Raw genomic sequence first — 17,011 nt, forward strand, 5'->3', positions numbered from 1 at the left:
GCGATATCGCCACAATGCGGTGTGACTGAGACCAGAACTGAGACCGCGTACGACGTCGGCCCCGACTGCGGGGCAGTCGGGGCCGACGTTGCGGCTGGTGAGCCGGTGCGGAGGATACGAGATTCGAACTCGTGAGGGGTTGCCCCCAACACGCTTTCCAACTGTCCGCACGGTTGTACGAGGACGTTCGTGGGCGTTCGCGGTGCAGGTCAGAGGGTCAACGCGTACGGGGCTGAACACCGATGTACGGCGGCGCACTGGACAAAAACCAGGACAACAGGGGCTGCGCAGAGGCGTAGGTCAGAGCTTGGGTACCACGGGTTCGGGCAGGGCGGCGGACCACGACCGGAGTACTTCGGCTGCCTGCTCACCGAGGGGGCCGCTAGCCACGTCCTCCCGTAGTGAACGGCGTTCCGTCGGGTAGGTCATCTCGCGGTAGAGCTGCAAGTCTTCGAAACCGTTCACGGCAACATCATGGCTTGTGGCACCGAAGACGATGCGAGGCAACCGGGCCCAGTAGCAGGCGACCAGGCACATCGGGCATGGCTCGCTGCTGGCGTACATCACGCCGTCCTCAAACAGGTGTCGGCCTAGGCTCTTACCCGCGTTGCGAAGGGCCATCACCTCAGCGTGTGCGGTCGGGTCGGCGAGTTCAACGACGCTACTTGTTCCCTCGCTTACGATTTCTCCGCCGATCACTACGATTGCTCCGAATGGTGTTTTGCCTTCGTCTTCGAGCGCGTGACGAGAAAGATCGATCGCACGGGCTAGGAATTCCTGGTCTGCGTCCGATAGTGCGGTCTTCACTATGTTCCCTTCGGCTGCTTCAGGACCTGGAGCTTGTCTTCTTCCGCCAGGGCTTGAGCGGGGTGACGAATCTTAGTTCCGTGCGATCGGCCGGGTACTCCGCGTCGGAGATCTCAACTGTTCGGTTATCCGCGTCCAGTGAGATTCTGCGACAGAGAAGGAGCGGAACGCCGTCGGGAAGTCCCCACTGCTGGGCCTCCACGGTGGTGGGCATCCTTCCCGTGACTTGGTCAACCATGCACATGACCTCGACTCCGACGGTCGAGAGTTGGTGCTGTGTACCACCGGGCCACGGCTCGTTTTTTTCGTCCAATAGGTCTGAATTGGACTCAACGAGAGCGAGCGGCATATACGAAGTGCTGAACGACAACAGATGACCGGTGCGAGAGTCGTTTGAGACGTATCTTCGCCTCAATAGTTCGTCACCCAGAGAGATCCCAAAGACTTCGGCCAGATCTTCAGTCGCTGGGATTCGGTCGTATGTGGATTTGAAAACTTGATCCACGATTGACATATTGAGATTGGTTTCAGCTTCCCCTATAGCCCCCCGTTCCTTCTCCGGCCGCCGAGCCAAGTCTTTTTCCGCCTGATGACGCTCGGAGGACCGGACGACCTTCCCCGGCGGGATGCGAACGACCGGGGCTTTGCCCCGTCCTGCTGTGATGAGCCCCTGAGCCTTGAGCAGGGCCACGGCTGACCGAGCGCTGTTCATGGAGCAGGCGTAGAGGTCGCAGATGTCGGCCAGCGTCGGCAGCGAGTCGCCGGGGGCCAGGTCGCCCCGCTCGATCTGCATCCGCAGGTCATCTGCGATGCGGAGATGGATCGGTGCTTGCACGGCTGTTGGCTGAGGTTCCATGCCCCCAGCATCCCGGATCGTGGGTTTGTGGGCAAACCCCTTGCGCGGCCCCACGATGCGGGCTACCGTCATTCTCACTTCGCAGGTTTGCCCACAAACCCACGAACTGGCCGGAGGGGATCGAGGGTCTGTGCTGTCTGCACGGCTCAACGGACCGAAGTGACCGATGTTCCTTGAAAACTCAACAGAGTGATGTGATCGACGGGGGTTGACCCCGTCCCCGTGACGGCCGGGTGATGTCCGTCGGCCCCGGTGACCAGCCGTGAAGGGCGCGGAATCGACTTCCGTCCGGGGCTACTCGGCCCGCCGCTTCGTGCGGTGTTGGCCTTTGATCTCCGGTCGCGGCGGCACTCCCGGACAAGGACAGCCCGCCGCGCCGGATCTCCCGCATCCCGACTCAATGAGGAGATCTCGCCCGATGCACGCTGCCACGTTCGCCGCTGTGTTCATTGCCCTGTACGTCGCCCACAGTGTGGGTGACCACTGGGTTCAGACTTCGCACCAGTCCGCGCAGAAAGGGCGCCCCGGTTGGGTCGGCCGTCTTGCGGACGCCCGGCACGTCGCCACGTTGACGCTCACCAAGCTGGCCGTGCTCATCCCGGCCGCCGCGCTACTGGGGCTGCACCTGTCGGTGCCCGCCGTCGTCGCCGGTCTCGGCGTCGACGCGGTCACCCACTGGTGGGCTGACCGGCGCAGCACGCTCGCGTGGCTTGCCCGCGTGACCGGCAAGGCGCAGTTCTACCGGCTCGGTGCCCCGCGCGCCGACCACGACGACAACCCGCACATCGGTACCGGCGCGTACGCGCTTGACCAGTCATTCCACTACCTGTGGCTGCTGGTTGCCGCGCTGATCATCGCCACCGTCTGACCCCCGCTCTTCGCGGGGCGGTCGCACTCCCGGACAGGACAGCCGACCGCCCCGCGCTCATCCCGACGTTCAAGGAGATCCACCATGCGAATGCGTACGTTCGTCGCCGGTCAGGAAGCGCACGGCGACTTTGAGTTCGTGGAACTGGCGCTCGGTATCGACGTCGACCTGTTCCGGGGGCCGCTGGAGTTCGAGGCGGATGAGGACCGCGCCGCGCGTGAGGCGGCGGCCCGTGACGTGCTCGCTGATCTGCGGGCGGACGCGGAGACCGGTGACGAGATCGCCGGTTGGGACGCGCTGTACGCCGACGCGCTGACTCGTACGGTGCCGTTCCTGCGGCGCGCCGCTCGCGGCTACCGGCCGGGGACGGGGGAAGCGGCATGAGTGAGGCGCTGACTCTGGAAGAGATGGCGCCCGCGTTGCGGGCGTTGCGGTTCATCGCTGTCGAGTGCGCCCATCTGCCTGCGCCGTTCGTGCACCTGTCGCCCGTTGACGGGGCGCGCGTGGAGCTCTCGCTCCACGACGTGGACCTGAGCGGCGACACCTTCAACGTGTTCGAGATGTGGCGGGAAGCGCTCGGCATGGCGTCCGGCGCGGTGACCTTCCGCGTCCAGGCCAACGGCCGGACCCGCGTCCTGCGGGTGACGGGTCCGTACGGCGGTGCCGAGGTCATGCTGACCGCCTACGCGACCGACCCGGCCGCCGCCGTGACCATGGCGGGGGGTGCGGCATGAACGAGACCCGTAAGCCTCTGACGAAGCTTCAGATCGGTGTTCTGGCTGCCGCGTTCGTGCCGATGCTGGCCACGGGTGTGGTCGGCGGGATCGGCACATACAGCAACATCGGGCACGCCTACGGCACGGGGACCGCGCTCGGCGCGCTCGGCGCCGGGGAGGGTGCCACGGCCGTTCTCGCCCTGGTTCTGCTGGGACTGACCATGCTGGGGCAGTCCTCGCCGCGCATCGTACGGATGGGGCTGTGGGCGTTGCCGACGGCCGCCGCCGTGATGGGCGCGATGGCTGCGCCGGACCCCGGCCGGACCGTGATCTACGCGCTCACTCCGATGGGCATGTCGGTGTCGGCGGAGGGCATGGCGTTCCTCGCCCGCCGGATCGTGGTCCACACCGACGGCCGGGACGCGGAGAACGAGCGGCGTACGGCCGACATCGTTCAGGCGCTCGCGTACCACCGGGCGCGGGCGGCTCACCACCCGGTCGACCGTGTCAGGAAGCGGTCGGATCGGGCGTCGTGGCGGCTGGCCCGCAAGGTCGGTGCCGGTGACGCGGCGCTCGGATCGAGGCTGCTGGAAGTCCAGCGTGACCGGATCACGGACGGCGCGAATGCCGCGCTCGCCTCGATGTTCGGCGGCTCGGACCCGGCTCCCGCACCGGTTGTGAATGCGGAGGAATCTACCGAGATCATGAGGAATCGGTCTACGGCTGACCTGCGGGAATCGACCCCGGCCGCGTCGTTGCCACTGCCCCGGTTCTCGGTGCCCGATCCCGTGACGGTCGACTTCCTCAAGCCGGTCATCCCGCTCAAGCCGGTGCGTGCGATCGCCCCGGCTCCCGCCCCTGTCATGGCCGATCCGGCGCCGTCCGTACGGCGGGACGTGGCGGCCGATTCCCCCCGATCCCGTCGGGCGACCGGCCGGGTTCCGGACGTGGCCCGGTCGCCCCGGCCGAAGCGCACCCCGGCACAGTTGCTCGATCAGGCCCGTACCGTCACGGCGGACTGGGCCGACGCCCGGATCACGGCGGAGGGCATTCGCCGTGAACTCCACACCTCACCGGCCAACGCCCGGACGCTGCGGGACACGCTCCTTGCGGAACGGGCCGGTCAGGGCGGTAGGGCCGCGTGAGTCGGCTGACACTGGCCGACTGCGTCGACCCCGCCGGGGAACGCTTCGGGATTCCCACCTTCCCGTGGCGTTGCGCCCCCGACGGCATGGCCACCCGCCGCCAGTTGCGAAGCCGCGGCTTGCGGCCGGGCGGTCAGGACATCGCGGCACAGATCCTCCGGCCTCGCCGTCGGCGGGAGCCGCTGACCGCGTACCTGTACCGGGTCGACCTCGCGCGGCCGGTGCGGGCGATGACGCCGGGCCGGTGGCGGGCGCACGAAGCGATGATGCGCGCCCGCCGCCGTTGCCCCGAGTGTCACCGCGACGCCGGATACGTCATCCCCACCTCGCTCAGGGCCTGTGTGACCTGCGCCTTTCCCGAAAAACAGCGCGCCGCCTGACCGTTCGCATCCTGGGCCCGGCCGCCCACCTTCCACAGCAACCGGCCGGGCCCCTCGACTCCCGAAGGAGTGCGTACATCGTGACGGAAACACCTGTGTTCACGCCCCCGGACGATCCGGAGGGCATCGAGCGGCCGACGGCGGACGTGCTGCCGTTCCCGCTGAAGAAGAAGACCGCCCCCGCCGTGGCCGCCCCGGATGAGGGCGGGTCCAAGCCGGGGGAGTGGGAGGCCGAACTCCCCGACGCCGACGACCCGGAGGCCGATGGCCTCACCGATGGGGCGCCGGTGGACCCGCCGCGTGAGGCATACCCGGCCTCGGTCGCGGAGTGGATGGAGGCCAAGGACAAGGCCCGGCTTCCGGTGCTGCCGGACTGGGTGAAGCTCCCTGACCAGCGCCGGGCCGTTCGCAAGTGGGCGGTGCGGCACTACTCGGCGGTTGCCGGGTATCACGCGGTGCGCCTCCCGGTGGTCTACACGCCGAAGATCTGCCTGTACGCGCCGCGCGGTGCGTGGCGGTGGTCGACCGCCACCGGTCGGTGGGTGTTCGACACGGAAGGCAAGTCGCTGCGGTTGGCGTCGGTGGCGAACGAGGACGCGGCGGAGTACCTGAAGCTGTCTCGGCAGCGCAACGACCGCGTCCGGTTCCGGGGGATCGTGGCCGCGATCGGCGGTTTCATCGGTCTGGCCGCCGCCCTGACCCTGTACGTCATGGCGCCGTCGTGGCTGTTGCTGCTGTCGGTCGCCGCGCTCACCACGACGCTCGGAGTCGTGGGGGCCCCGGCCGACCGGCCGCTCATCGACATGGCCAAGGTGTCGTTCCGCAAGCGCAAGCTGTCCTCCGACATCGTCATCCGGGCACACGAGGTCGCCGGGCTGACCAGCCGTGACCAGACGATCGGCTTCCCGCGCCCGATCGGGCGGGACGGCGACGGATGGCGGGTCGTGGTCGATCTGCCCTACGGCAAGACATTCGAGGACGCGATGAAGGCGCATGCCCGGTTGGCGTCCGGTATGGACATCGCCCCGACTCAGCTCTTCCTCGACAAGGACGAGACGAGCGGGCGGCGGGTGTCGTACTGGATCGCCGACCGTGACCCGCTTGCCGTGCCGTCGGGCAAGTCCCCGCTTCTGGGCGCGACGCGGGTCGACTTCTGGAAGCCGTTCCCGTGGGGCGTGGACGAACGCGGCAACCCGGTCATGGCGTCCATGCTGTGGCTGTCGTTGCTGGTGGGCGCCGTGCCGCGTCAGGGCAAGACGTTCTCTGCCCGCACGATCGCGCTGGCCGCCGCACTGGACCCGTACGTTCGGTTGTACGTGTTCGACGGCAAGGCGTCGCCGGACTGGCGCAACTTCGCCAAGGTCGCCCACCGGATCGGGTTCGGCATCGTGCCCAAGAACGGGTTCGACCCCGTTGCGCACCTGCTGACCTCGCTGCGGGAGCTGAAGGCGGACGTTGAGGACCGGTACCACCGGCTGTCGGAGCTGCCGCTGCACATCTGCCCGGAGGGCAAGCTGACCCCGGAGATCAGCCGGGACAAGAAGCTGAACATGCCGCTGACCCTGTTCGTGGTCGATGAGGTGCAGGAATACCTCACCCATCCCGAGCACGGGAAAGAGATCCTGTCTCTGATGGTCTACCTCGCCCGCGTCGCCCCGGCGGTCGGTGTGTCGGTGATGACCGCGACGCAGAAGCCGGACGACAAGGCGTGCCCGTCGGAGCTGCGTGACCAGCACCAAGCGCGGTTCGCGCTGCGGGTCGGCGCCTATCAGGTCTCGGACACCATCCTCGGCGCCGGTTCGTACTCCGAGGGTCTGGACGCGTCCAAGCTGCTGAAGTCCCACAAGGGTGTTGGCCTGCTCAAGGGCATGTCGGACGACTCCGGGATCGTGCGCACGTACCTCGCCGACGGCCGGGACGCCGACCGCGTCCTGACCCGCGCCGCCGCGCTGCGGGAGGCGGAGGGCACGCTGTCCGGCGACGCGGCCGGACAGGCACCCGCCCCGGAAACCTCAGTGACGGTTCTGGACGACGTCGCGGCCGTGCTCGGCAAGGGTGAGGCCAAGGTGTGGTCCGAGACGGTCGTTGACCGTCTCGCCGACCTGCGCCCGGACGTGTACGGCCCGTGGGCGGCACTGGAGCCCAAGCCCAAGGCGGAAGCGCTCACCGCCGCGCTCAAGCCGTATGGCGTCGGTACCGAACAGATCGGCCGCCGCGTCGAGGGTAAGACCGTCAACAAGCGCGGCATCAAGCGCGACGACGTCGCCACGGCGATTACAGAGCGCAACAGCAGCAGGGATGCCGGATAGGTCTCCGGGGTCGCTAGCGCTAGCGGTAACCGTCGCTAGCGCTAGCGACCCTGCTAGCGACCCGAACCACCCCTGATCAGCCCGCTAGCGGCTAGCGGGCGACCTGCGGAAACCCTCCAAAACCCGCCTGAGAGGCACCTCATGGCCCTCGTCATGCTCGCTTTCGCCTGCCTCATGCTCATCACTCTCGGTTATATCGTTCGGTGCTGGCTGAGCCCGTTCGGGGACTGCCACCGCTGCGGCGGCATGGGCCACGCCTTCACCACCAACCGCAAGGGCAAGACCAAGCGCGGCAAGGACTGCCGCCGCTGCGACGCGACCGGCAAGCGCATACGCGTCGGCCGCTGGATCTACAACCGCGCCGCGCGCACCTACCGCGCTGGCACCCGCTAACCCGCCGGGAGACACCGCATGGTCCTCACCATCCCGCTCGTTCTGCTGCTGGCCGTCGTCGCCGGGCTGCTGCTGCGGTTCAAGGCCGTCGGCGCCGGGGCATTCGTCGCCGTCGCCCTGTTCGGGTTCTACCTCGCCCACACCGGAGCCGCCGACACCGTCAACCAGCTCGTCAACGCCGTCACCGACGCCCTTCCCGGCGTCACCCGCTGACCCGAACGGAGACCAGCCATCGTGAACCACCCCACCCCGTACAGGCGTCCGACTCACTTCGAGACGGCCCCCGCCGCCGTCCACACCCCCGGCCCGCTCGCCACCGGCCACGCCGCACCGCTCGTGCCCGTGCAACCGGGCACCGACCCGGCCGTGACCACCATCCTCCTGCCCGACGGCCGCGTCATCACCGGCTACGCCATCGAACCCGCCAAGCCCGAACCGGCCGTCCACAAGCCGCAGGTCTCGCGTGCAGCGGTCAACGTCGCACTCGGGGGCATCGGGTTCCTCGCCGTGTGCGGCGGACTGCTCATGCTGACCACCTTCATCGCGGCCCTGACCGCGCTGGTGACCCAGCTCGTCATCCTCGCCGCCGTCCTCGTCGGCGGATTCGTCGCCGTGCAGCTCTTCACCGGCCGCGACACCGGCCGGGGCACGACGGTCAACATCCGCAAGGCCGTCATCAAGCGCAACAAGTTCTACGGCTGACGAAGGAGACCCGCCCTATGCGAGTGCGCATCGAACGCACCAACTTCCCGCGGCCGGGCTTGTACCTGACCGATTCCCCACGGCCGCGCTGCGGTGACTGCGACGGTCAGGGAATCCACGAGTGGGACTACGGCGACGACACGGGCGAGTACGCCGGTACCGACTGGGCCTACTGCCCGTGCTGGAACCCCGACGGCCGGTGGTTGTTGCTGCCCCTGCCGCACCGGCCCCGGTGGCTCCCGCGACGCGGCACCGGCCGCGACCCGTGGGGCCCCGGCGACTACAGCAACGAACCGCCCTTCTAGCTCCGCCCGTGGGCGGCGGCACTCCCGGACAAGGACAGCCCGCCGCCCACGGTCTCCGTATCCCGACATTGCAGAACAGGAGACGTCCAGCATGACACCTGACTGCCAACCCCCACATCTCACCGACGCGAATCAGCCGGACGGGAACCACCTGCGCACAGCTCTCGCCCTTGCGGCGGCCGGTATCCCGGTCCTGCCGCTACGGGCGGGCAAGGTGCCGTTCGGCAACTGCCCCGCGTGCAAGGGCAACGCGTGCGGCGGGCGGCCGAACATGAAGACCCCCGGCCCGTGCCAGTGCTCGCGCCCCTGCCACGGTTGGGCCGCCGCCTCCACTGACGCGGACACCCTGCGTTCCGCCGCACGGGCGTCCGCGTGGCGGGACGCGGCGGCCGTCGCCTACCACCCCGGCGGCGCCGGTCTCACCGTCGTGGACCTCGACGACGCCGACGCCATCACCTGGGCCCGCACCGTTCTGCCCGCCACGCGGACCGTGCGCACCACGCGGGGTGAGCACTGGCTCTACCGGGGCGTCATGCCGTCGGCGAACTCGGTCCGGCCGGGCGTCGACATCAAATCCACGATGTCCTATGCCCGTTGGCTCGGGCCCGGCACCGGCACTCTCGCCGTTCTGCCGGACGTGGTGCGCGCCCTGGTGGTCAAGGTGCCTTCCCCGGTCCGGCCGGTGACCGCACCTATGCCGGGAGGTGGCGGGGCGTGCCGTCACCGCACCCCGACGTACCTGGAACGCGGTATCACCATGGCGGAACAGACCATCAACGCCGCGTCCAGCGGGGTCCACACCACGGTCTACCGGACGTTCCTCGCCGTGCTCTCCGCGCACGGCCGGTGCGGGTGCCTCACCGAGGCGCACATGGCGCGGCTGTTCGCCGCCGCTCAGGCCAAAGGCGAAAGCGTCCGGCACTGCACCGACGCGTGGACCAATGCCCGTACCCGGCTGGGGGTGTAGCCGTGTCCGAGGACGACAAGACTCCCGGCCGCGAGATCATCACCGACTACGCGCAAGCGAACTTCCGGTACTTCCGCACCGCCGACGGAACCGTCTACGCACAGAAGAACGGCCACCCCGTGGCCCGGCCGATCCGCTCCCAGGGGACCACCGGCAGCCACCGCCAGGAACTCATGGTCGGCCTGTTCCGCGACGGACGTGGCGTCTTCAACGGCACCGCCCTCAAAGAGGCGTTGGACCTGATCGAGGCGCTTGCGCTGACTGAGGACGTGCAGCCGGTGAACATCCGCGTCGCCCCCGGATTCGACGGTGCGACGTGGCTGGACCTTGGCCGCGACGACGGACGGTCGGTCCGTATCCATCCCACCGGGTGGGAGATCCTGGTTCCTGACCCGCGTGAGGTGTGCTGGCGCCGCACGCAACTCACCGGGGAACTCCCCCTGCCGGTCAAGGACACCGACGGCAAGGGAATCGATCTGCTGCTGAGGCTGTGCAACTTCGCCACCGCTGAGACTGAGTGCCTGGCCATTGCGTGGCTGATCGGCTGTCTCGGGCCGTCGGTTCCCGTTCCCGCGCCGTTCCTCACCGGGCCCCAAGGGGCGGGCAAGTCCACCGGGGGGCGGATGCTCATCCGGATCATTGAGGGCATGAGCGGGGACCTGCGCCGGGCCCCGAAGGATGAAGAGAACCTGATTGCCGCCGTCGCGGCCGGGTGGGTCACCGCGCTGGACAACCTCTCTTACATGACGCCGGACCTGTCCGACGCCATGTGCTGCATCGTCACCGGAGCCGAGTCTGTCAAGCGCGCTCTGTTCACCGACGGGGACGTCCACCGGTCCCGCTACCGCCGCCCCCTGCTCCTGACCGGCATCGACGTCGGAGTCATCCGCCCGGACCTTGCGGAGCGGCTGCTGCCTCTGCGGCTGGAACGCCCCACGGTCCGGCGCACCGAGGCGGAGCTGTGGGCGGAGTACGCCGAAGCGCTGCCGGTCGTGCTCGGGTCTCTGCTGGATCTGACGGTCAAGGTCCGGGCGGTCACGGCGGAGACACCGACGGATCTGCGGATGGCGGACTTCGCCCACCTGTGCGCGCAACTTGACGCGGCAACCGGCCTCGGAGCTCTGCGCGCCTACCGGGCCAGTCTGGACGACCTCAACGACGACGTCATTGAGGGGGACTTGCTCGCGCAGACCGTCCTTCAACACGCCGAGAGCATCGCTCCGGGCACTGAGGAGCGGATGACGTCCACCGAGTGGTTAGCGTGCCTGAGCCGCCTCTACGCGAGTGAGGAACTGCGCCCGATGCCTAAAGGGTGGCCAACCACCGGGAAAGTCCTCTCAGACCGCCTCAAACGCCTTCAGCCCACCCTTGCCGCCCGTGGCGTCCTCATCGATTCCGGCCGCACCCGAGAGGGCCGCTATCTCGAAATGACCCGGCCCGCACCGCCGCCCCCGCCCGAGCAACAGCGGGCGTTCTGACCGGCGTTCGCCCGGACAAGCAAGAAGAGCACCACGGCCCCGGGTGCTCCTCTTGCTGTTCGGCGCAGCGCGCGCCCCAAGGTCGCGCCGCGAAGCGGCTCCTTAAATCACGCCTGAAGGCGCACCCAAGCACTACAGGCACCCCATCTTTTGTCCTAAGAGAGGAACCTCTGCGTCACTGCGTCACCAGTAGACCGAAAACCGGTCCTGGCCTGCCGAAACGGGCGTGACGCAGACGGAAATCTCTGCGTCATCCTGCGTCACCTGCGTCACTCGGTGACGAAGCCTGTGACGCAGGGATGACGCACACCCGCACCCCTGCGTCACCCAAACCCACAGGTCACAGCTTCGTATGACGCACGTGACGCGGTGACGCAGAAATCTCCACCTCGGACAGACACAGCCACCCCGAAGAGCGTTGAGACGAAAGGTGCTGTGCGTGGACATCACTCCGCTCAGCGAAGCAATCGACACCACTCTCGTTCTCCTCACGGTCGAGGAAGCCGCCCGCCGACTGCGTATCGGCCGCACCACCTGCTACGCACTCATCCGTACTGGAGAACTCGAATCCGTACCCGTCGGCCGTCTCCGTCGCGTCCCCGTCGACGCACCGGCCGCCTACGTCACCCGACTCCGCACCGCCCACCGCACAGCTTGACCACCCCGGGGCGGCGGCACTCCCGGACAGGACAGCCCGCCGCCCCGGCTCCATCCCGACACGCAAGAGACAGGAGCCTGCCCATGGCAGAGGACAAGAAGAAAGGCACCCGCCGCGCCAACGGCGAATCCGCGATCTACCTCGGAGCGGACGGCCGTTGGCACGCCCGCGTGCCGATGGGCTACAAGGACAACGGGGAGCCGTACCGACGCCACATCACCCGCAAGACGCGCCCCGTCCTGGTGGACGCTGTCAAGAAACTGGAGAGGCAGCGCGACGCGGGATCGGCACAACAGCCCGGCAAGCCATGGACGGTTGGGAAGTGGCTCGAACACTGGGTGGAGAACATCGCCAAACCGAGGGTCAGCGAGAACACGTACGACGGATACGAGGTCGCCGTACGCGTCCACCTCGTTCCCGGCATCGGCAAGCACCGCCTTGACCGTTTGCAGCCCGAGCACCTTGAGAGCCTGTACCGCCGAATGCAGGCGAGCGGGGAACGGAAGGCTAGTACGGCTCACCAGGCACACCGGACCGCCCATACGGCGTTGGGAGAGGCGGCGCGGCGCGGCTATGCGGCGAAGAACGCGGCCAGTCTGGCGAAGCCGCCACGGATGGAAGAGGACGAATCCGAGGTCGAGCCCTACTCAGTGGAAGAGGTCCAGCGCCTGTTGTTGGAAGCCAACAAGCGCCGGAACAGCGCCCGTTGGATGCTGGCGTTGGCGCTCGGACTCCGCCAGGGCGAAACGCTCGGACTGCGATGGTCTGACGTGGATCTGGAGAACGAGTATTTGAAGCTGCGGCGGAACCGACTGCGTCCCCGGTACAAGCACGGATGCCCGGAAACCTCGCCGTGCGGCCGGAAAGCGGGCTACTGCCCGCGTCGGGTGCAGACCCGTCGGGAGACGAAGAACACCAAGTCACGCGCTGGTCGCCGCGCCGTGCCCCTTCCGGGCCCGTTGGTGTCGATGCTCCGTGCGCACGCGGCGACTCAAGCGCGGGAGCGGAAGGCGGCCGGGAACCTGTGGACGGAGTCGGAGTACGTGTTCACCAAACCGCTGGGAGGCCCGCTGAGTCCGAACACGGATTATCACGACTGGAAACGCCTCTTGGCAGACGCGGGGGTCCGGGACGGGCGACTGCACGACGCACGGCACACCGCCGCGACGGTCCTCATGCTGCTTGGCGTCCCCGCCCGCGTCATTGATCAGATCATGGGGTGGGAGCCGGGCACGTCCGCGAGCATGCGTGCGCGCTACCTGCACGTGCCCGACGCCATGCTCAAGGACGTCGCACGGAAGATCGCCGAAGCCATCTGGGGTCGCCCCGCCGCACCCCCTGTGGACAAAAACCAGGACAACGGCGGCTGAGCGGACAACGAAGCGGCCCCGCTGTGATCAGCGGGGCCGCTTCGTTTTGCCTGTTCAGGCAAGTGCGGAGGATACGAGATTCGAACTCGTGAGGGGTTGCCCCCAACACGCTTTCCAAGCGTGCGCCCTAGGCCACTAGGCGAATCCTCCGGGAGGAACAGTACAGGGCGTGGGGGGGTGGTTGCGAACTCGATGGGGGGGTGGGGGATCGGGTAGAGTGGGCGGCAGCCCCTCACGTGGCGCTATCTCGCTGAACTCCCCCAGGGCCGGAAGGCAGCAAGGGTAGGTGGGCTCTGGCGGGTGCGTGGGGGGTCTTTGCGTGGGCCGGCGGGGATGACGGGGCCGGATGTCGGTGGGCCCGGATAACCTCGTAGGCGTGTCCCTTGCTCTGTACCGCCGCTACCGTCCCGAGTCCTTCGCCGAGGTCATCGGACAGGAGCACGTCACTGACCCGTTGCAGCAGGCGCTGCGGAACAACCGGGTCAATCACGCGTATCTGTTCAGCGGGCCGCGAGGCTGCGGGAAGACGACGAGCGCGCGGATCCTGGCACGGTGCCTGAACTGCGAGCAGGGGCCGACGCCGACGCCGTGCGGGGTGTGCCAGTCGTGCGTGGACCTGGCGCGGGGCGGCGCGGGGTCGATCGACGTGATCGAGATCGACGCGGCGTCGCACGGCGGTGTGGACGACGCCCGTGATCTGCGGGAGAAGGCGTTCTTCAGCCCGGCCAGCAGTCGGTACAAGATCTACATCATCGACGAGGCCCACATGGTCAGCCCGCAGGGCTTCAACGCCCTGCTGAAGGTGGTCGAGGAGCCCCCGGAGCACCTGAAGTTCATCTTTGCGACCACCGAGCCGGAGAAGGTCATCGGCACGATCCGGTCGCGTACGCACCACTATCCGTTCCGGCTGGTGCCGCCCGGCACGCTGCGCGACTACCTGGCGCAGGTGTGCGAGCGCGAGGCCATCGCCGTGGAGGACGGGGTGTATCCGCTGGTCGTACGGGCCGGGGCCGGGTCGGTACGTGACTCGATGTCGGTCATGGACCAGTTGCTGGCGGGCGCGGCGGCGGACGGCGTGACGTACGCCATGGCGACCGCGCTGCTCGGCTACACGGACGCCGCGCTGCTCGACGAGGTGGTGGACGGGATCGCCGCGGGGGACGGGGCGGCGGTCTTCGAGATCGTCGACCGGGTGATCGAGGGCGGGCACGACCCGCGCCGTTTCGTCGCCGACCTGCTGGAACGGCTACGGGACCTGGTGATCATCGCGGCCGTCCCGGACGCCGTGGACAAGGGCCTCATCGACGCGCCGCGCGACGTGGTGGAGCGGATGCAGGCGCAAGCCTCCGTGCTGGGCGCCGCCGAGCTGAGCCGCGCCGCCGACCTGGTCAATACGGGGTTGACGGAGATGCGCGGCGCCACCTCGCCCCGCCTCCAACTGGAGCTGATCTGCGCCCGCGTGCTGCTGCCCGCCGCCTACGAGGACGAGCGCTCGTTGCAGGCCCGCCTGGAACGGCTGGAGCGCGGCGTCGCCGCCGGGGTCTCCGCCGGATTCGCCCAGGGCGGCGGCCCGTCCAGCGGCACGGGTACGGGCACGGGTACGGGTACGGGTCCGGCTGCGGGCGCGCCGCAGGCCGTCGGACCCGCCGCCGCCAGAGCCGCACTCGGCGGCGGCCGTACCTCGGGCGAGAACGGTACGGCGTACGCCCCCGCCCAGGCACCGCCCCCGCACCAGGTCCAACCGCAGGCCCAGCCCCCGGCCCCCGCCGTACCCGCGTACGTACCCTCCGAGGCACCCGGCGCCGAGGCCGCCGCGCCCGCCGCACCGCCCGTGCCGCCGCCCCCCGCTCAGGCGCCCCCGGCCCAGGTGCCGCCCGCCCAGGCACCCCCCGCCCAGCGCCCCGGCGCCTGGCCGTCCGCCGCCTCGCCCGGCCAGCCGCAGAACCGGACCCCGGCGCAGCCCCCGGCTCAGGCGCCCCCGCCCGCCGCGCCGCAGACCCCACCGGCCCAGGCCCAGACCCAGTCGCAGGCCCCCGCCCCGACCGCCTCGCTCGGCGACCCCAGCCGGGTGCGCCAGATGTGGCCGGACATCCTGGAGGCGGTCAAGAACCGCCGCCGCCTGACCTGGATGCTGCTGTTCAACAACGCCCAGGTGGCGGGCTTCGACGGGGAGACCCTCCAGGTCGGCTTCGACAACCCCGGCGCCCGCAACAGCTTCGCGAACAGCGGCAGCGAGGACGTACTCAAGGCCGCCATCAGCGACGCGCTCGGCGTGCAGTGGAAGATCGAGGCGATCGTGGCCCCGAACGGGGGCGGCGGCGCCGGGAGCGCGGGCGGGCAGGGCGGAGGCGGCGGTTACGGAGGCGGCGGTGGCGCCCCCCGCCCCTCGGGCCCGCCGCAGCCGCCGGCCGGTCGCCAGGGGCAGGACCGGCCCCAGGGCGCCCCGAGACCGGACTTCCAGGCCGGACCCCCTTTGTCCCAGGGCCAGGGACAGGGATACGGGCACGACCAGGGGCCGGGCCAAGGCCAGTACCAGTCCCACTCCTCGTCCCAGGCACCGTCCGCGTCCTACCAGTCCGGGCCGCCCCCCATGGACGACATGCCGCCTCCGCTGGAGGACGACGTCCCCGAGGACGACGACCCGGATCTCGTCGACTCCGCGCTCAGCGGCCACGACCTCTTCGTGCGGGAGCTGGGCGCCACGGTCATAGAGGAGATCGCGCACGACTGAGGGCGCGGCGCACAGGGCACGGCGCGGGGCCCGACCGCGTCCGCGGCACAGGACCCGGCACAGGACTCGGCCCACGACTCGGCCCGGTCCCCGGCCGAGTTCACCACCGGATTCGGGCACCCCACCCCTGGTGGACGCGTTGTACTCCCGTCGGGTGGTCTCCGCCCGGTTCCGATCCTCCGTACGGCGTAGGGCGCTGGGCCGTACGAACACGTAGGCTCGCCCTGTCACGAAAAAGGTGGCACCGCACCGCAGACGCCAGTCAGGAGTGAAACCGTGATTCCCGGTGGTCAGCCGAACATGCAGGCGCTGCTCCAGCAGGCCCAGAAGATGCAGCAGGACCTCGCCACGGCCCAGCAGGAGCTGGCCGAGACCGAGGTCGAGGGCTCCGCGGGCGGCGGCCTGGTCACCGCGAAGGTGACCGGCGCCGGTGAGCTGCGCGGCCTGGTCATCGACCCCAAGGCGGTCGACCCCGACGACACCGAGACGCTCGCCGATCTGGTGGTCGCCGCGGTGCACAACGCGAACGAGGCGGCGCAGGCGATCCAGCAGGCCAAGCTCGGCCCGCTCGCCCAGGGGCTGGGCGGCATGCCCGGCCTCCCGTTCTGACCCCTCCGGAAACCCCACCGGAGAACCGCGGAAACCGTGAGGAAGGCTCGTCGGCGTGTACGAAGGCGTGGTCCAGGACCTGATCGACGAACTGGGCAGGCTGCCCGGCGTGGGTCCCAAGAGCGCCCAGCGGATCGCCTTCCACATCCTTCAGGCCGATCCGGCGGACGTACGGCGCCTCGCGCACGTGCTGTCCGAGGTGAAGGCGAAGGTGCGGTTCTGCGGGGTGTGCGGCAATGTCGCGCAGGACGAGCAGTGCCGGGTCTGCCGTGACCCGCGCCGCGACCCCTCGGTGATCTGTGTGGTCGAGGAGCCGAAGGACGTGGTGGCGGTCGAGCGGACCCGCGAGTTCCGCGGGAAGTACCACGTGCTCGGCGGCGCGATCAGCCCGATCGAGGGCGTCGGCCCCGACGACCTGCGGATAAGGGAGCTGCTGAGCCGTCTCGCGGACGGCACCGTCACCGAGCTGATCCTCGCGACGGACCCGAATCTGGAGGGCGAGGCGACAGCGACGTACCTGGCCCGGATGGTGAAGCCCATGGGACTGCGGGTCACGCGACTGGCCAGCGGCCTCCCTGTGGGCGGTGACTTGGAGTACGCGGACGAGGTCACGCTGGGGCGGGCCTTCGAAGGGAGGCGGTTGCTGGATGTCTGAGACCGTGACGAAGAAGCAGGACCAGGACCAGGGCCAGAAGCAGGCCCAGGCGCAGGGCCAGA

At 69.3% G+C, this 17,011-nt stretch carries 19 protein-coding genes, 1 tRNA gene and 1 other RNA gene; 18 read left to right on the forward strand and 3 right to left on the reverse strand.

The window, feature by feature from the left end; translation table 11 throughout:
* Window positions 1-300: 300 nt before the first annotated feature.
* Together ACFZAM_RS03990 and ACFZAM_RS03995 are read right to left on the reverse strand one after the other, a co-directional pair.
* The gene (locus ACFZAM_RS03990) at window positions 301-807 is read right to left on the reverse strand and encodes a deaminase (RefSeq protein ID WP_391042476.1); all 507 of its coding nucleotides are present in this window, start codon (window positions 805-807) and stop codon (window positions 301-303) included.
* A 19-nt stretch (window positions 808-826) separates the two neighbouring features.
* Window positions 827-1,663 carry a GntR family transcriptional regulator gene (locus tag ACFZAM_RS03995; protein WP_391042478.1) on the reverse strand — a complete coding sequence of 279 codons (837 nt, stop codon included), beginning with the start codon at window positions 1,661-1,663 and terminating at the stop codon, window positions 827-829.
* Window positions 1,664-2,081: 418 nt separating this feature from the next.
* Between ACFZAM_RS03995 and ACFZAM_RS04000 the strand changes: the two genes are divergently transcribed.
* From ACFZAM_RS04000 to ACFZAM_RS04065, 14 genes are all read left to right on the forward strand, one after another.
* Window positions 2,082-2,531, forward strand: a complete 450-nt coding sequence (locus tag ACFZAM_RS04000; protein ID WP_391042480.1) for a transcriptional regulator — start codon at window positions 2,082-2,084, stop codon at window positions 2,529-2,531.
* A 90-nt stretch (window positions 2,532-2,621) separates the two neighbouring features.
* The gene (locus ACFZAM_RS04005; RefSeq protein WP_391043540.1) at window positions 2,622-2,915 is read left to right on the forward strand and encodes a hypothetical protein; all 294 of its coding nucleotides are present in this window, start codon (window positions 2,622-2,624) and stop codon (window positions 2,913-2,915) included.
* The gene (locus tag ACFZAM_RS04010; protein ID WP_391042482.1) at window positions 2,912-3,265 is read left to right on the forward strand and encodes a hypothetical protein; all 354 of its coding nucleotides are present in this window, start codon (window positions 2,912-2,914) and stop codon (window positions 3,263-3,265) included. Before ACFZAM_RS04005 ends, ACFZAM_RS04010 begins: the two co-directional genes overlap by 4 nt.
* On the forward strand, window positions 3,262-4,392 hold the full coding sequence (locus ACFZAM_RS04015; protein ID WP_391042484.1) for a conjugal transfer protein: 1,131 nt from the start codon (window positions 3,262-3,264) through the stop codon (window positions 4,390-4,392). Before ACFZAM_RS04010 ends, ACFZAM_RS04015 begins: the two co-directional genes overlap by 4 nt.
* Window positions 4,389-4,772, forward strand: a complete 384-nt coding sequence (locus ACFZAM_RS04020) for an RRQRL motif-containing zinc-binding protein (protein ID WP_391042486.1) — start codon at window positions 4,389-4,391, stop codon at window positions 4,770-4,772. The genes ACFZAM_RS04015 and ACFZAM_RS04020 overlap by 4 nt, the downstream gene beginning before the upstream one ends.
* Window positions 4,773-4,852: 80 nt before the next feature.
* Window positions 4,853-7,081, forward strand: coding sequence for a cell division protein FtsK (locus tag ACFZAM_RS04025; RefSeq protein ID WP_391042488.1), 2,229 nt, complete (start codon window positions 4,853-4,855; stop codon window positions 7,079-7,081).
* Window positions 7,082-7,222: 141 nt separating this feature from the next.
* Window positions 7,223-7,474: a hypothetical protein gene (locus tag ACFZAM_RS04030; protein ID WP_391042490.1), complete on the forward strand. Its 252-nt coding sequence runs from the start codon at window positions 7,223-7,225 to the stop codon at window positions 7,472-7,474.
* Between the two features lie 18 nt (window positions 7,475-7,492).
* Complete coding sequence (locus ACFZAM_RS04035) at window positions 7,493-7,687, forward strand: hypothetical protein (RefSeq protein ID WP_391042492.1); 195 nt, start codon at window positions 7,493-7,495, stop codon at window positions 7,685-7,687.
* A 21-nt stretch (window positions 7,688-7,708) separates the two neighbouring features.
* Complete coding sequence (locus tag ACFZAM_RS04040; protein WP_391042494.1) at window positions 7,709-8,176, forward strand: hypothetical protein; 468 nt, start codon at window positions 7,709-7,711, stop codon at window positions 8,174-8,176.
* Window positions 8,177-8,193: 17 nt separating this feature from the next.
* Window positions 8,194-8,481, forward strand: a complete 288-nt coding sequence (locus ACFZAM_RS04045) for a hypothetical protein (protein WP_391042495.1) — start codon at window positions 8,194-8,196, stop codon at window positions 8,479-8,481.
* A gap of 91 nt (window positions 8,482-8,572) precedes the next feature.
* Window positions 8,573-9,448 carry a bifunctional DNA primase/polymerase gene (locus ACFZAM_RS04050; RefSeq protein ID WP_391042497.1) on the forward strand — a complete coding sequence of 292 codons (876 nt, stop codon included), beginning with the start codon at window positions 8,573-8,575 and terminating at the stop codon, window positions 9,446-9,448.
* A 2-nt stretch (window positions 9,449-9,450) separates the two neighbouring features.
* Complete coding sequence (locus ACFZAM_RS04055) at window positions 9,451-10,926, forward strand: ATP-binding protein (protein ID WP_391042499.1); 1,476 nt, start codon at window positions 9,451-9,453, stop codon at window positions 10,924-10,926.
* A gap of 439 nt (window positions 10,927-11,365) precedes the next feature.
* Window positions 11,366-11,584, forward strand: coding sequence for an excisionase family DNA-binding protein (locus ACFZAM_RS04060; RefSeq protein ID WP_391042502.1), 219 nt, complete (start codon window positions 11,366-11,368; stop codon window positions 11,582-11,584).
* An 83-nt stretch (window positions 11,585-11,667) separates the two neighbouring features.
* The gene (locus ACFZAM_RS04065) at window positions 11,668-12,954 is read left to right on the forward strand and encodes a tyrosine-type recombinase/integrase (protein WP_391042504.1); all 1,287 of its coding nucleotides are present in this window, start codon (window positions 11,668-11,670) and stop codon (window positions 12,952-12,954) included.
* Between the two features lie 65 nt (window positions 12,955-13,019).
* Here ACFZAM_RS04065 and ACFZAM_RS04070 read toward each other — a convergent pair.
* Window positions 13,020-13,104 (reverse strand) — tRNA-Ser (locus ACFZAM_RS04070).
* Between the two features lie 76 nt (window positions 13,105-13,180).
* On the opposite strand from ACFZAM_RS04070, the gene ffs reads away from it, so the two are divergent.
* The 4 genes from ffs (at window position 13,181) to recR (ending at window position 16,949) form a co-directional block, all read left to right on the forward strand.
* Window positions 13,181-13,271: signal recognition particle sRNA small type (ffs, locus tag ACFZAM_RS04075), an RNA gene on the forward strand.
* Between the two features lie 59 nt (window positions 13,272-13,330).
* Window positions 13,331-15,685 (forward strand): DNA polymerase III subunit gamma and tau, encoded by a 2,355-nt coding sequence (locus tag ACFZAM_RS04080; RefSeq protein ID WP_391042505.1) that lies wholly within the window; start codon window positions 13,331-13,333, stop codon window positions 15,683-15,685.
* 276 nt (window positions 15,686-15,961) lie between these two features.
* On the forward strand, window positions 15,962-16,294 hold the full coding sequence (locus ACFZAM_RS04085) for a YbaB/EbfC family nucleoid-associated protein (protein WP_391042507.1): 333 nt from the start codon (window positions 15,962-15,964) through the stop codon (window positions 16,292-16,294).
* Between the two features lie 55 nt (window positions 16,295-16,349).
* Window positions 16,350-16,949, forward strand: coding sequence for a recombination mediator RecR (gene recR, locus ACFZAM_RS04090; protein WP_355335946.1), 600 nt, complete (start codon window positions 16,350-16,352; stop codon window positions 16,947-16,949).
* Window positions 16,950-17,011: the final 62 nt, after the last annotated feature.

The sequence above is a fragment of the Streptomyces sp. NPDC008079 genome (assembly GCF_042957385.1).
Lineage (GTDB): Bacteria > Actinomycetota > Actinomycetes > Streptomycetales > Streptomycetaceae > Actinacidiphila.